This window comes from Collinsella sp. CLA-ER-H11 (genome assembly GCF_040092445.1).
In the GTDB taxonomy this organism is placed as follows: domain Bacteria; phylum Actinomycetota; class Coriobacteriia; order Coriobacteriales; family Coriobacteriaceae; genus Collinsella.
Genome location: NZ_JBBNLN010000003.1, coordinates 105,149 through 119,156, shown reverse-complemented (window position 1 = coordinate 119,156; position 14,008 = coordinate 105,149). Strand labels below are relative to the sequence as shown.

General features: G+C 51.6%; 12 protein-coding genes. All 12 read left to right on the top strand.

Annotated elements, in window-relative coordinates; genetic code table 11:
* Nucleotides 1-399: 399 nt before the first annotated feature.
* The 12 genes from AAAX35_RS03295 to AAAX35_RS03240 all read left to right on the top strand — a co-directional run bounded on the left by AAAX35_RS03295 (nt 400) and on the right by AAAX35_RS03240 (nt 13,830).
* Entirely contained in the window at nt 400-831 is a 432-nt protein-coding gene (locus AAAX35_RS03295; RefSeq protein ID WP_055251579.1) for a zinc ribbon domain-containing protein, read from the top strand.
* A gap of 228 nt (nt 832-1,059) precedes the next feature.
* Nucleotides 1,060-2,823, top strand: a complete 1,764-nt coding sequence (gene thrS, locus AAAX35_RS03290; protein WP_349116747.1) for a threonine--tRNA ligase — start codon at nt 1,060-1,062, stop codon at nt 2,821-2,823.
* A gap of 325 nt (nt 2,824-3,148) precedes the next feature.
* Nucleotides 3,149-3,739, top strand: coding sequence for a hypothetical protein (locus tag AAAX35_RS03285; RefSeq protein ID WP_349116746.1), 591 nt, complete (start codon nt 3,149-3,151; stop codon nt 3,737-3,739).
* An 84-nt stretch (nt 3,740-3,823) separates the two neighbouring features.
* Nucleotides 3,824-4,573 carry a sugar transferase gene (locus tag AAAX35_RS03280; RefSeq protein WP_349116745.1) on the top strand — a complete coding sequence of 250 codons (750 nt, stop codon included), beginning with the start codon at nt 3,824-3,826 and terminating at the stop codon, nt 4,571-4,573.
* Complete coding sequence (locus AAAX35_RS03275; protein ID WP_349116744.1) at nt 4,574-5,680, top strand: glycosyltransferase family 1 protein; 1,107 nt, start codon at nt 4,574-4,576, stop codon at nt 5,678-5,680.
* Nucleotides 5,681-6,685 carry a glycosyltransferase family 2 protein gene (locus AAAX35_RS03270; protein ID WP_349116743.1) on the top strand — a complete coding sequence of 335 codons (1,005 nt, stop codon included), beginning with the start codon at nt 5,681-5,683 and terminating at the stop codon, nt 6,683-6,685.
* 23 nt (nt 6,686-6,708) lie between these two features.
* Entirely contained in the window at nt 6,709-8,055 is a 1,347-nt protein-coding gene (locus tag AAAX35_RS03265) for an O-antigen polymerase (RefSeq protein WP_349116742.1), read from the top strand.
* Nucleotides 8,056-8,080: 25 nt separating this feature from the next.
* Entirely contained in the window at nt 8,081-9,169 is a 1,089-nt protein-coding gene (locus AAAX35_RS03260; RefSeq protein ID WP_195520810.1) for a polysaccharide pyruvyl transferase family protein, read from the top strand.
* A gap of 4 nt (nt 9,170-9,173) precedes the next feature.
* Nucleotides 9,174-10,358 (top strand): Coenzyme F420 hydrogenase/dehydrogenase, beta subunit C-terminal domain, encoded by a 1,185-nt coding sequence (locus AAAX35_RS03255; RefSeq protein WP_215693779.1) that lies wholly within the window; start codon nt 9,174-9,176, stop codon nt 10,356-10,358.
* Nucleotides 10,355-11,350 carry a glycosyltransferase gene (locus AAAX35_RS03250; RefSeq protein WP_349116741.1) on the top strand — a complete coding sequence of 332 codons (996 nt, stop codon included), beginning with the start codon at nt 10,355-10,357 and terminating at the stop codon, nt 11,348-11,350. The genes AAAX35_RS03255 and AAAX35_RS03250 overlap by 4 nt, the downstream gene beginning before the upstream one ends.
* Nucleotides 11,351-12,775, top strand: coding sequence for an O-unit flippase-like protein (gene wzx, locus AAAX35_RS03245; protein WP_195520813.1), 1,425 nt, complete (start codon nt 11,351-11,353; stop codon nt 12,773-12,775).
* Nucleotides 12,776-13,365: 590 nt separating this feature from the next.
* Complete coding sequence (locus tag AAAX35_RS03240) at nt 13,366-13,830, top strand: 3'-5' exonuclease (RefSeq protein ID WP_349116740.1); 465 nt, start codon at nt 13,366-13,368, stop codon at nt 13,828-13,830.
* Nucleotides 13,831-14,008: the final 178 nt, after the last annotated feature.

Below are 14,008 nucleotides of genomic sequence, written 5' to 3'. Positions count from 1 at the left end.
CCCAGACGAGTTGACAGGCCGTCAATAAGACTATCCTACGGTCCGCACACCCCCAGTGCGGCGGCAATGCGGCGAACAGCCCCGCAACACCCGCCAACGGCAGGCGAGGGGAGACCCGGCAATATCGACAACCTCGTCTGCCGACAACTACGGCAACCGTTCGTCTCGATCTGTAACAGTTAGACGAGGATTTGGGTCCCAGTTGTTACAGATTGAGACATTTGCCATGCGGGTCCTCCGTTTGTCTTGATCTGTAACATCTAGCCCCGGATTCCGCTCTCACCTGTTACAGATTGAGATGTTTGTGTCCGCGCTAGCCCCGCCCCTAGCCGTGGTCCCATATAAACAAACCCCGTGGTAAACTTGACCGGACTGTTAATAATCCGAAAGGTACCCGTAATGTCCAAGTACATCTCCGAGCTCATGTCGCCGCAGCTTATGGGCGTCGTCTATGCCTTCGTTGGCTTTATCATCGCCCTGTATGTGCTGTCGGTCGTCTATGTGTTCATCGACGCTCGCCGCCGCGGCGCCAGCGCCTACGTGGCATGGGGCATCATCGCCCTCATCCCGTTTGTCGGCCTCATTGCCTACCTGGTCCTGCGCCCGCACTCCTACGCGTCCGATCGCGAGGAGCAGGAGCTGGACATGGCCCTGCGCGAGCGCCAACTTGCCCAGTACGGCACCTGCCCGCAGTGCGGCGCGCCCATCGAGAAGGACTTCGTTGTCTGCCCGGTGTGCGATACCCAGGTTCGCAACGTATGCCCCAGCTGCCATCGCCCGCTCGATGCGCACTGGAAGGTCTGCCCCTACTGCCGAACTCGCATCCAGTAACGCATCCATCGCCGGGCCGGCTGCAAGCAACGGGCGTGCTGCAAGCCACGCGCGCCCCGCAGCCCCGACCCCCACACGATGAAGCATGCGTAGAAAATCGCCCGCCGTGCCATTAAGGTGCGGCGGGCGCTTGTATACCAAGGCAACCTGCCTATAATGATGCAAGTCAAAAACGCCGAGCGCATCGCACGCACTTGCATCAGGCATCCGAGAGGAGAAAACATACCCATGAAGGCACTCTACAATGACGGTTCGGTGGCCGAGCTCCCGCAGGACGAGGTCACGCACGTCATCCGCCACTCCGCCGCGCACATCATGGCGCAGGCCATCAAGCGCCTGTACCCCCAGGCCGACTTTGCCTACGGCCCCGCGACCGACAATGGCTTCTACTACGACGTCGACCTGCCCGAGGGCGTCAAGATCAGCGAGGACGACTTCCCCGCGATCGAGGCCGAGATGAAGAAGATCGTCAAGGAGAACCTCAAGTTCTCCGTGTACGAGAAGCCCCGCGCCGAGGCCATCGCCCTTATGGAGGAGCGCGGCGAGAAGTACAAGGTCGAGCACATCGGCGACCTTGACGACGACGCCCGCATCACCTTCTACCAGCAGGGCGACTACATCGACATGTGCGTCGGTCCCCACATCTGCTACACCAAGGCTCTGAAGGCCTTTAAGCTCACCGGCGTCTCGGGCGCCTACTGGAAGGGCGACAAGGACAACAAGATGCTCACCCGCATCAACGGCGTCGCCTTTGCCACCAAGGAAGAGCTCGACGAGCACATGCACATGCTGGAGGAGGCCAAGAAGCGCGACCACCGCAAGATCGGCCGCGAGATGGACCTCTTTATGATGCGTGACGAGGCCCCCGGCTTCCCCTTCTTCCTGCCCAACGGCGTGATCCTTAAGAACACACTGCTGGACTACTGGCGCGAGATTCACCACAAGGCCGGCTACGTGGAGATTTCCACGCCGCTCATCATGAACAAGCAGCTGTGGAAGACCTCGGGCCACTGGGACCACTACAAGGACAACATGTACTCCACCGTCATCGACGACGAAGAGTACTGCATTAAGCCCATGAACTGCCCGGGCGGCGTGCTGGTGTACGCCTCCAAGCCGCACTCCTATCGCGAGCTGCCCATTCGCGCCGGCGAGATTGGCCTGGTGCACCGCCACGAGCTGCGCGGCGCCCTGCACGGCCTGTTCCGCGTGCGCTGCTTTAGCCAGGACGACGCCCACCTGTTTGTGCGCCCCGACCAGCTGACCGACGAGATCGTGGGCGTGGTCAACCTCATCGACTCCGTGTACCAGAAGTTTGGCTTTAAGTATCACGTTGAGCTTTCCACCCGCCCCGAGGACTCCATGGGTTCGGACGAGGATTGGGCTCGCGCCGAGGAGGGCCTGCGCACCGCTCTGGAGCAGCTGGGCATGGACTACGAGGTCAACGAGGGCGACGGCGCCTTCTACGGCCCCAAGATTGACTTCCACCTGGAGGACTCGCTCGGCCGTACCTGGCAGTGCGGTACCGTCCAGCTCGACTTCCAGATGCCGCTCAACTTTGATCTGGAGTACGTGGACGCCGACGGCACCAAGAAGCGCCCCATCATGCTGCATCGCGTGTGCTTTGGCTCCATCGAACGCTTCATCGGTATTCTGATTGAGCACTTTGCGGGCAAGTTCCCCACCTGGCTGGCTCCCGTACAGGTCAAGGCGCTTCCCGTCTCTGAGAAGAGCCGCGACTACGCCCACGAGGTGTGCGCCAAGCTGGAGGAGGCCGGCATTCGCGTGGTTTGCGACGACCGCGACGAGAAGATCGGCTACAAGATCCGCGAGGCACGCAGCATCGACCGCGTGCCCTACATGCTCATCCTGGGCGAGAAGGAGGTCGAGGCCGGCAACATCTCCGTCCGCGATCGCTCCAACGAGACCGTTCAGATGAGCCTCGACGAGTTTGTTGCGAAGGTGACCGAGGAGATCAAGACTCGCGCCTAAGGCAAGCTTCACAACAATTAACAAAGGCGACCGTCCGCATAGGGCGGTCGCCTTTTTCATGCCGAAATAAGAAAAGCCGCTGGTTGAGCGGCTTTTTTTGTTGCACAAAAAGGTACAGGTTTTTATAGAGGGGTATGGAGATGTACCTACTAGCAGTACATTTTGCGTAATCTGGGCAAACGCTGATTAATTGCTCGTATAATGTCGTCTGTCGAAAGATACAAAAACCTGTACTTTTGCGACTGCGCCTAGCTGCGAGCGAGAAGCCTGTTCTAAACGCCCCTGCATTTGCGTGCATCGCAAAGCTAAAAGAGGGGGCGAGAACATGGAACAGACGGCACGGCGCCAAGAGCAGCTGCCAGGCGCATTTAACGGCGTCACCACCAACAGCCAGCATGGCCGCGTCCGCTGGTATCTGGTCCACACCCCCCAGGGAAAAGAGCGCGAGACCTGCGAAAAGGTCCGCTGCATTATCCCGCACGAGCTGATGCAGGACGCTTTTGTGATGCAAAAGGAGTTCTGGTTTAAGCGGGACGGCGCCTGGTCGCTTCAAACCAAACCCATGTACAAGGAATATTTCTTTGTCGCCACGCACGATGCTGCCGCGCTCGATAGGGCTTTGGCTCAGTTGAGCTTTGGCTGTCGAATCGCCGGCAGTAGGGAGCGGGCGTATATGCCCATGCCGGACGATGCGCAGGACTGGTACCGCAGTGTGCTGGACGACGACGGCGTGGTGCGCAACAGCGTTGCGCGCATAGAAGACGGCGTGTTGCACATAGATCAGGGTCCCTTGGTGGGGCAAGAGGCTCGCGTTAAGAAGATCGACCGTCATAAGCGCTGGTGCCTGGTAGACGTGGGCGAAGGTAACTCCGCATTTAGGGAGCTGCTACCGCTCGACGTTCCCAGCAAAACGTAAGGGAGACGTTGCACCAGCTATTCGTTCGCATTTTTGAATTTACCGATTGGGGGATCCCTGGGGAACGGGGACGTAAGTTTGACTGTGGCTGCTAAAGAAGTAACAGAGAGCAATGCGCCCGCGGGGGCGGCGCTGATTGCTCAGGCCATGGATCGACGTGAGGGCGCCGGTCGCTACAAGGCCATGCAATCCATCATGGACTGGGATCGCTCGCGCCTGGCCTACCGCGTCGTGAAACGCACCTTCGACATTGTGTTCAGCGGCTGCGTGCTGGCCGTCATCGCCGTACCCAGCCTGGTTCTGGCCGCTGCCATCCGCCTGGAGAGCGAGGGCAACCCGTTCTACAGCCAGATTCGCGTGGGCCAGACCTGCCACGACGGCACCCTGTTAACCTTCCGCATGTGGAAGTTCCGATCCATGTACAAGGACGCCGATGAGCGCCTCGCCGAGCTCAAGGAGCAAAACGAGATCGCCGGTGCCATGTTCAAGATGAGGGACGACCCGCGCGTAACGAAAATCGGCAAGTTCATCCGCAAGCACTCCATCGACGAGTTCCCGCAGTTCCTCAACGTGTTCCTGGGGCAGATGTCCGTCGTGGGCCCGCGCCCGCCGCTGCCGAATGAGGTTGCGGAGTACACCGACTACGACCTGCAGCGCCTGGCAGTGAAGCCTGGCATCACCGGCTGGTGGCAGGTGACCGACCGCAACGATACCGACTTTGACGGGATGGTCCGCCGTGATTTGGAGTACATCGCCAAGCGCGGCCTCATCACGGACTTGAAGATTGTTCTCCTCACGGTCGTTGAGGTCTTTACCGGTGGAGGTGCTTGCTAAATGACTGAACCGGTTAGGGTTGCTCAGGTTGTTGGCAAGATGGTTGGCGGCGGCGTCGAAGCTGTCGTTATGAATTACTATCGTCACATCGATCGCAGTAAAGTGCAGTTTGACTTTCTTGTTGATTCCGATTCGACGCTTGTTCCCCGTGACGAGATCGAATCGCTCGGTGGCAGGGTCTTTGAGATACCGCCCTATCAGCATATAGCTGAATACCAGCGAGAGCTTCAGCGTCTCTTTAAGCAAGAGGGCTGGAAGATTGTCCACAGTCACATCAACGCGCTTTCGGTCTTTCCTCTTCGTGCTGCGAAGAAGGCGGGTGTTTCTGTGCGGATTGCCCATAGTCACTCTACGAGCGGTAAGGGGGAGTATGCCAAGAATGCCCTGAAGGCCGTGCTGAAAACGCAATCGAATCGATATCCAACACACCGATTTGCATGTAGTCAATTTGCCGGTGAATGGCTTTTCGGTAAAGCTGCGCACTTCGAGGTCGTATACAACGCAATCGATTTGGATCGCTTTCGCTTCAATGCGGAGGCTCGTGCGCAAGCGCGAGCCGACCTGGGCCTCGTCGGCAACCAGTTTGCCATTGGACATGTGGGGCGCTTTACTGCCCAGAAGAACCATGCGTTTTTGATTGACGTTTTTGCTGAGGTCGCAAAGCGCCGCGACGATGCTGTCCTGCTGCTTGTCGGTACCGGCGAAGCCGGGGCCTCCGTAAAGGCCTTGGTGGACGAACGCGGTCTTACTGATCGCGTTAAGTTTCTGGGGCAGAGAAGCGATGTCAATCGCTTGTACCAGGCGTTTGATGCGTTCGTTCTGCCAAGCCTTTACGAAGGCCTGTGCCTCGTCGGCGTCGAGGCACAGGTGTCTGGCTTACCGTGCCTGCTGAGTGATGCGATTACGCGCGAAGTGGACGTAACGGGGGAATGCAAATTCTTGCCGATTGATAGTCCTGCCGTGTGGGCCGATGAAATCGATTCACTCTTGCCGTACTCGTATGAGGGTCGATTGTCTATCTCAAGTGGGCAATTCGCCGATTACAACATTGAGTTGCAAGGCGAGCGACTGACTTATAAATATCTAGATCTCTACTCAAGGAATTAGATGGCAAACAGTAACTTGGTATCGGTGATTGTGCCGGTATATAACGTTAAGCCTTATCTGCGGGAGTGCTTTGATAGCATTTGCCGTCAAAGCTATCGTAACATCGAGATTATTCTTGTCGATGACGGCTCGACTGATGGTTCTGGCGAGCTTTGTGATGTTCTTGCTGCAAGCGACGACCGTACCACCGTTTTGCATAAGGAAAATGGCGGTCTTTCCGACGCTCGTAATGCAGGGCTGCGTATTGCTCAGGGCGACTGGATTTCCTTCGTTGATAGCGACGACTACATTTCTCCTGTTTTTATCGAGGTTCTTTTTAACGCCTGCCGCGATACGGGATGTCAGATATCTGCTGTTCCATTTGGCAAGCCGTTCAATGATGGTGATGCTTGCCCTTTGGTGGAGTCTCTTGACCCCGTGGCGCCTGCGAAGGCACTGCCTTCGCCCGATGTCCAGCGTCTGATGTTATATCAGACGCTGGACACCGGTGCCCAGTGGCGCCTTTACGCAAAGGCGCCACTGGGCATTGACCCGTTCCCTAAGGGGCTGTATTACGAGGATCTCGCTAGCGTCTATAAGATTATTCACAAGGTTGATTCCGTTGCCGTTGTCGATTGCCGTGAGTTGTATGCATATCGCATGAGAAGTAACAGCATTATCAGGCAAGAATATCGACACATTAAAGGCGAGTCTGCATTGATAATTGCCGATCGGCTCTACCAGGATATTTGTAATTGGTATCCGGACCTAAGTAAAGCCGCCGCTTCGCGCTGCTTTTCTGTTTGTAGGATGGTTTACGCACAGATTCCGATGGCTGGGGTCTCTGAAAGCGACCTTAAAGACCGCGATGACCTTTGGAATAACTTATCTACATTTCGTTTGCCTGTTCTGAAGGATTTCGAAGCTAGAAAAAGAGAACGCTTGGCAGCATTTTTTGCCTGCTGCGGAAGAAGAATTTTTTCCGTATTTTGTTCTGCCTGTCGCTTATCTGGATTAATGCAATAACTAACTTGAAAGTAGCTTAAACAATGTTAGTTCTATCATTAATGACGTTATATTTTCTTTTGCTGCTTGCAATCTCTCAAGAGCTATCAAAAAGTGATTGGATGAATCCAGCATCAATTTGTAACGCCTCTTTCTTTATTTGCTCACTCGCTGAATTGTATAACTGCCTTGTCTTCGGTACTGAAGTCTCCCTCCATGGAGGATTACTTATTTGCTTCTTTGTTACCGTCTTTGATGTCGCATCGCTATTTTTCTTGCTTTATTTTAGACAGATGAAAGTGCAGCGAAGCAAACTTAATGCTAGTGTTGAATCGACGACTCTTGTAAGGATTCAAGTTCCGACATCTCTTGTTCTATTGGTTGTTGTCCTTGGGGTCGTTACTGCCGTTTTGTTTTTGAAAGATGTTCGATCAGCTGTTTCGGGTCCTGTTGCTGGGGACTGGAATTCTTTAATGAATTCTTACCGAACTGCATCTGCTTATAGCGGCGATGATCCTTCAGTCGGGCTTTCGTCTTTATCCAATTTATGCTTTAAATTGCTTACCATTTTTTCGTTTGTATATCTAATTATTGGTTTTAACAATATTATTTGCGATGGATTTAGCATCAAAGATGCTCTCATGCTTCTCCCCGCTGCGTTTTATGCAATTTGTCAATTATTGAATGGCGTAAGGCTAGGTGCCATTGTTTTTGTCTGTTCATGCGTTTGCTGCATATGGATTTTACTATCGATTAACAGTGGGTGGACGATAAGAATAACCCTTGGGAAGTTTATCAAAATTGTATTCGCTCTTGTTTTTGCCTGTTTCTTATTTTGGGTTGCCTCTTGGTTTGTTGGACGAGAAGTTACTCTTGGACCATTGGATTATATTTGCAGCTACATTGGCTATTCATTTGTTTTATTTGATAAATTTCTTCAAAATCCTGGTGTTGCAAGCAAGTACTTTGGCTCGGAGACTTTCGTAGCACTATATTCTTCTTTTGGACGAAATTTTGGCTTTACTAATTTAGTTTCATCCGGTAACCATGAGTTTCGTTCTTGGGGTTCAATCGATCTCGGTAATGTATACACGGTATTTCGATTGTGGTATCACGATTTCGGTTTTGGCGGTACTGCGCTATTTAGCCTCTTAACTGGTCTTTTTTATTCAAACCTCTATGAGCATGCTCGCATGCTTCATGGTGGGTCCCCGCTGTCTATTTCGATGATTTCGTATACCTATCTTTCTTCGGGCATATTCTCCATGCCGCTTGTTGGAAAGCTCACCTCATCTCTCTTTACTCCAACGACTTGGTTTTTAGCCATCTCGTCTCTGTTCCTAAGTGAGTGGATAAAAAGATATCAGAAACGACAACCCCCTATGAATTAGTCCATTATCTAGAAAAGGTATCAGAATGAAAAAAGTTTCAATTATTACTCGTCATAACGTTCTCAACTACGGGTCTGTCCTCCAGGCTTATGCTACGCAAGAAGTTGTTAAAAACTTGGGGTACGATCCTGTTGTTGTTGACTATCGGAGATGCGCTGAGACCCTTGATTCTCTTGTGAAGCGTTATTCAGAAGGTAGGTCTCTGCCTCATCGCATCTATAGGAACACGGTTTGGCGTTTGCTGTACAGTGCAGGTGAGAAGCGTTTTAAGAGCATGAGAGAGCAGTATCTGACTCTTTCTCCGCATTGTGATGAAACAAGTATCGACGCCTTGCTGCCTAACACAGATATCTATTTGACTGGCAGCGATCAGGTCTGGAACGAACTTGGCGATGGCTCTCTAGATCCGGTATTCTTTTGGGACGGGCTTTCTAAGGTCGAGGGAAAGAAGGTCGTATCCTACGCCGCTAGTTTTGGACGTGGTGGCGTTGTAAAGGGGTATGAGTCGCAAATTGGTAACTGGCTCAAGCGCTACGATGCCATTTCCGTCCGCGAGGATTCAGGTAAGGATATCGTTGAGAGCTACGGTCTCAAAGCTGAGCAGGTTTTGGATCCGACCCTGCTTCTCAATCGCTCCGAGTGGAACAAGATTGCCAGTAAAAAGGCTCCCGTTGAAAAGCCCTACGCCCTCGTCTATAACCTCCATCCTGATTCAGATATGCTGCAGTACGTTAAAGATAAGACCGCTGGCTCCAATCTTGAGATTGTAAGTGTTTGCCCTACGTTTAGGAGAAGGGTAGGAAAACAGGTCGTTCTTCCGCCCCTGGAGGATTTCCTTGCGCTGTTTAGGGATGCATCTTGCGTATACACGGATTCATTCCACGGCACTGCTTTTTGTATCAATCTCGGCACCCCATTTGTTGAGATCTTTCCAAAGGCTAATGCCGCGCGAAATAAATCTGTTCTTAGACTCTTTGGCCTAGAGAATAGGGCCTGGGACACGTTCCAAGGCAATGCTTGGGACGACGATATCGATTGGCAGCATGTTGGCGAGGTTCTTGATGGGGAGCGCAACCGCAGCCTCTCCTGGCTTGATCGCGCGTTGAAGGAATAGATGAATGCAAAGTATCTGCGAAGACAAAATGTGTGCGGGCTGCATGGCATGTGTCGATGCCTGTCCTAAAGATGCAATCGCTGTTCTTGAAAGGCTCGAGTACTATACCCCCAGTATCGATCAAAGCAAATGCATTGATTGCGGTAGGTGCACAGCTGTATGTCAACAATGCAATCCGCCTCAAGGCTCTAAACCTAGTAAATGGTTGCAAGGATGGGATTCTAACTCGGAGAGCAGGGGAACCTCCTCATCGGGCGGCTTGGCAGCCGCGATTATCCGAGGGTTTATTTCTGCCGAAGGAGTAGTTTGCTCTTGCTGTTTCCGGGACGGTCAGTTTGGGTTTGAGTTTTCTAGCTCGATTGCGGATGCCGTTAAATATAAAGGATCTAAGTACGTTAAAAGCAATCCAATTGGCTCTTACGCTCGTATAAAAAAATTGCTGGTTGAGGGTAAAGAAGTCTTATTTGTAGGATTGCCTTGCCAGGTGGCCTCTCTTAAAAACTTTGTCGGCAACAAGCTTCTTTCGAATTTATATACGGTTGATTTGATTTGCCACGGTACTCCTTCGCCTGCGATTCTCCGTCAATTCCTGAGTGAGAATGGGATTGACATGAATCAGCTTGAGTCGATTGAGTTTCGTTCTAAAGGCAGCTTTCAGCTAAGGGAGAACGAGCGAACGATTGATTTGCCCGGTGTTTTGGATGGGTATACAGTAGCTTTCTTGGCGGGGCTGGACTATACGGAAAACTGTTATCACTGCAGGTATGCAAGCATTGAAAGAGTTTCTGATGTTACATTAGGCGATTCCTGGGGGACGAATCTTACCGAAGAAATGCGTCGGGGTGTCTCCCTGGTTTTAATCCAGAATCAAAAAGGACAGCGACTGATAGACCTTGCTGGTGCTGAGTTAATGACGGTTGATATCGAGACCGCCATTAAGAATAACGGTCAGTTGAGGAGTCCCTCCGAGAAGCCATCTGCGCGAGCGCGATTCTTCGAGGACCTTTCATGCGGTAGATCAATTACCGATGCGGTAAGAAGGTCTTTGCCCAAAAGGTATTTCAAACAATCGCTTAAACGTTTGCTAATTCGCATTGGTTTGCTCAAGCGCGGGGGGGGGTACGGAATTAAGGTCTCATTAGCACCTGATTCCAACCCCTTGCATTACATTAAAGGAAGCATTCAATGAAGATTCTTCTAATTGGTGAGGTCACAGGCAATACTGGACCTTCAAATGTACACAAGTCATTAGTGGAATATTGGCCTTCTTGCGATTCGATACGGCCGCTATATTCAAAAAGTAAAATCTCCAAGTTATATGAGGCTATTTCTGAGGGTCTTAAGAGCGATGTGATTGTCTCTTGCGGCGCTGGTTGGACGGATATCATTGCGCATCGGGTGCTTTCTGCCTTTGGTAAACCTGTCATTTGCTTTAATCATGGGTACGTCCCTTTTGAGAATGAGATCAACGGTCTCGGATATAGCGATAGAACTGTCAAGGCAATCATTAAGCATTTGCGTACTGCGGATTTGATCGTTGCGAATTCTTTCCTCCAGGAGAACTTTGTTAAGAAACAGCTGCCTGAATGCTCCGATAAGGTTAAGCACGTTTGCCTTGGGGTCAAAAGGTTTAAACAATGCGGCTTCGAAGGCCAACGTGAAAATATCGTTGCTGTTAGCGGGGGCACCCGTCCAATTAAGGCCAACGAAATAGTCGCGAAGGCCGTCTCGATTCTCAGAGATCGTGGTGTCGATTGCTCTTTAAGGGTGTACGGGCGACGGTACTCCGATAACTCTTCCTTAGATAATCTCATGACCTCGGCTGACGGTGAATATAGGGGCCAAGTTGCCTCCGATCAGTTTGTGAACGAGCTTCGAGAGTGCTCGGTATTCGTTATGAATTCTAGGCATGAGCCCTTTGGTCTCTCTGCCCTTGATGCGATTGAGGCCGGATGTTCGCTCCTTCTTTCGACTAACTGCGGAATTGCCGAAGTGATGTCGATTCAGGGATCCGATGTCGTGAAAAACTGCGAGGACCCGATCGAGGTTGCCGATAAGATCGAGGGATTGCTTCGAGCTCCTAACTCCAAGCGGCTGTTTGATTCCATCGATTTTGATGAATGTAGCTGGACCAAAACGGCCGAGACGCTACGAAATTACTGTGCGGAGGTATTAGGGTAAATGGCCGAAAGCAAGAAAGTGACCGTCTCCAAAAGAGATGTGATTTGGAATTATGTCGGCACGATCGCGTCTATGGGCAGTAACTTTTTGCTCTTGCCGCTACTCCTATCTTTTTTATCGAGTGCTCAAATCGGTCTCTGGTACGTGTTCGTAGCCATTTCGGGTTTTGCGCAGCTGCTTGAATTCGGTTTTACTTCTACCTTGTCCCGCAACATTCTTTATTGCCTGAGCGGGGCAAAGAAACTGACCAAACAAGGCTGCGACTATTCTTCTGTTGATGGAGAAGTTGACTGGCACTTGATGCGCGTCGTTCTTGATACGTCTAAAACGATATACGCTGTCTTGGGTCTCATCGCGTTATTTGTTGCGGCAACGTTGGGAACTTTTTACGTTTCTTATGTCACCGATTCTTTTTTAATTGAGGGTTCGTTGCCTGCATGGATTGTGTTTGTCGTTTCCATTTTCACTAACTTGTATTTTCTTTACTGTCTCACGTTTCTCCGTGGGCTTGGAGACGTTGCCGGTGAGAACAGGGCTAAAACGCTTGCCAGGATTGGGCAGCTTGCTATTACGGCGGTCCTTCTGTTTTGTGGCTTGAGCCTTCTCGCTGCCGCACTCGGCTTCTTGGCCTACAGCACTTTGCTGAGGTTATTTGCGATTAGGACATTTCGGAGCCATCATGACGTCGAAGAGGGGATTAAATCCGATGCCGCAGCTGTTGCTAAGGACGAAATGCTTGACGTTCTAAAGACGGTTTCGTTTGTGGCGTGGCGTGATGGTGTCGTATCTCTAGCCTGGTATGGCGCCACGCAGGCAACATCGCTGCTTTGCTCGGCTTTCCTAGGGCTTGAACAAACTGGTACGTATTCCGTCATGTTGCAGTTCGCGACGGCGATCCACCAGATTTCAAGCGCCTATTTACGTTCATGCTTTCCCACCTTCCAGTCTGCCTATGTCAGGGATGACAAGCAGACTCAGAAGGCGGTGGTCGAACGCGGAATTTCCTGCTATGTATGCATGTATATTGTCGCTACAGTTCTTGTAACGGCATGCCTGCCGATACTCACGCTTTTCAAGCATGATTTCATTTGCGATCCAGTTTTGTTCCTGGGTATTGCCCTCTATTACTTCCTGCTTAATCAGCACTCTCTGTTTTGCAACATTATTGTTAGCATGAACGAGATTCCGTACTTCAAAGCGTATTTGGTATCAACTGCTGCTGGAATCTGCGTAAGTTGCGTTTTATGTGGCGCCTTTAGCTGGGGAGCTTGGGGTCTTGTAGTTGGCCAGGCAATTCCACAGCTCTGCTACAACAATTGGCATTGGCCACAATATGTTTTAAAACGTACCGGGCTTGGATATGTGCAGGCTATACACAGCGGTCTTGATTGGTGGAAAAATAGAATGGTTGGGCAAAGAGCCTAATTGAAGCATGTGCCTTTGCATGGTGACACGTAATTTCTTTCGCAAACTGACATCCGCATGGCGAACACGGCCCGCGCCCCGTCATATGATTTCTAGCGGCTAAACAACAAATCATTGACGAAGGGATACGGGTCGTGTCTGCGAACATCGTATAAGTCGACGAGGAGTCGCTGCGCAAGGACATATAGAATCTGGTGAGAAAGACCGTCGAGGAGACGCCCAGCGCGCTGGTAGACGAAAATGTGTCTGATTTTGTCGGGGCCGGCCGGTTAGGTGCTGGGGCTTTGAAAGCCCCAGCACCTTTTGCTTTATGGAACGGCCATGACTATGTGACGTTGCCGCTTGTACTCTTTGCCGTGGGCAAACAAAGGTTATCGACAATATGATTTAGACATGCTGCTAAAGTTTTGTAACGCCACCTGAAGACCACCGTTGCGCTGGCATCCAATCAAGTGATTCTGATGTAAGAAATGCCCTGTCAAAACCAGCATCTGAATTGGAAACTGGCATAAAAGCGAGTGATTTTCTTCTTGCATGTATCTTTACTGTCACATGGCTCCAGAAGATTCGAGTAGGGGTGGTCCTATGTCATGTTTCTTGGGGCGTTGCGGAAGCACCTTGCGATAAGCTGTTTCGCCATGGGGCCGTCGGAGCGCTTCGACTATTTCGTTAGCGTCTTTTCCGAGGGCTCCCTGCGGCTTTTCTCCGATTTTCTTGATTCGGATATCTCGATGATGGCCATTCACTCCGCTAAAGGGCTCGAGTGGGATATTGTTTTCATTCCGGGCGATACGCGTTCCGATTGGCCTGGAGCGATTTGCTCTCGGTGCGAAAGTGCTGGTATGTGCTCGCGTTCTCCGCGTGGATGCCGGATTGTGGATGTGAAGAAAAAGCCAGACGGGCTTATTGAGGAAATGGACCTGCTGTACGTCGGTGTCACTCGCGCCCGCAAAGCGGTATATGTCTCTGCTTCGATGCAGCGCAGGACAAATTACGGGAACTATCAGGTTGCCTGCCCCTCTTGTTTTCGTCTCTTCCGGGCATTGAACCCGTAAGCTGGACGGCCATGGACGGGGAGGGGTGATTTGTGGCGGTATGGAGCGTGTTCGCTATTGGAGCGAGGTCTGGCCCCGGCTCTCGCTGTGGTTTCATGGAGTGTGCCCAAGCTGTTCTTTGACTAGAACGGGTTGGGCACTGGCGTCTTGGTGGGATGCGGTGTTTGTTAAATTGGGC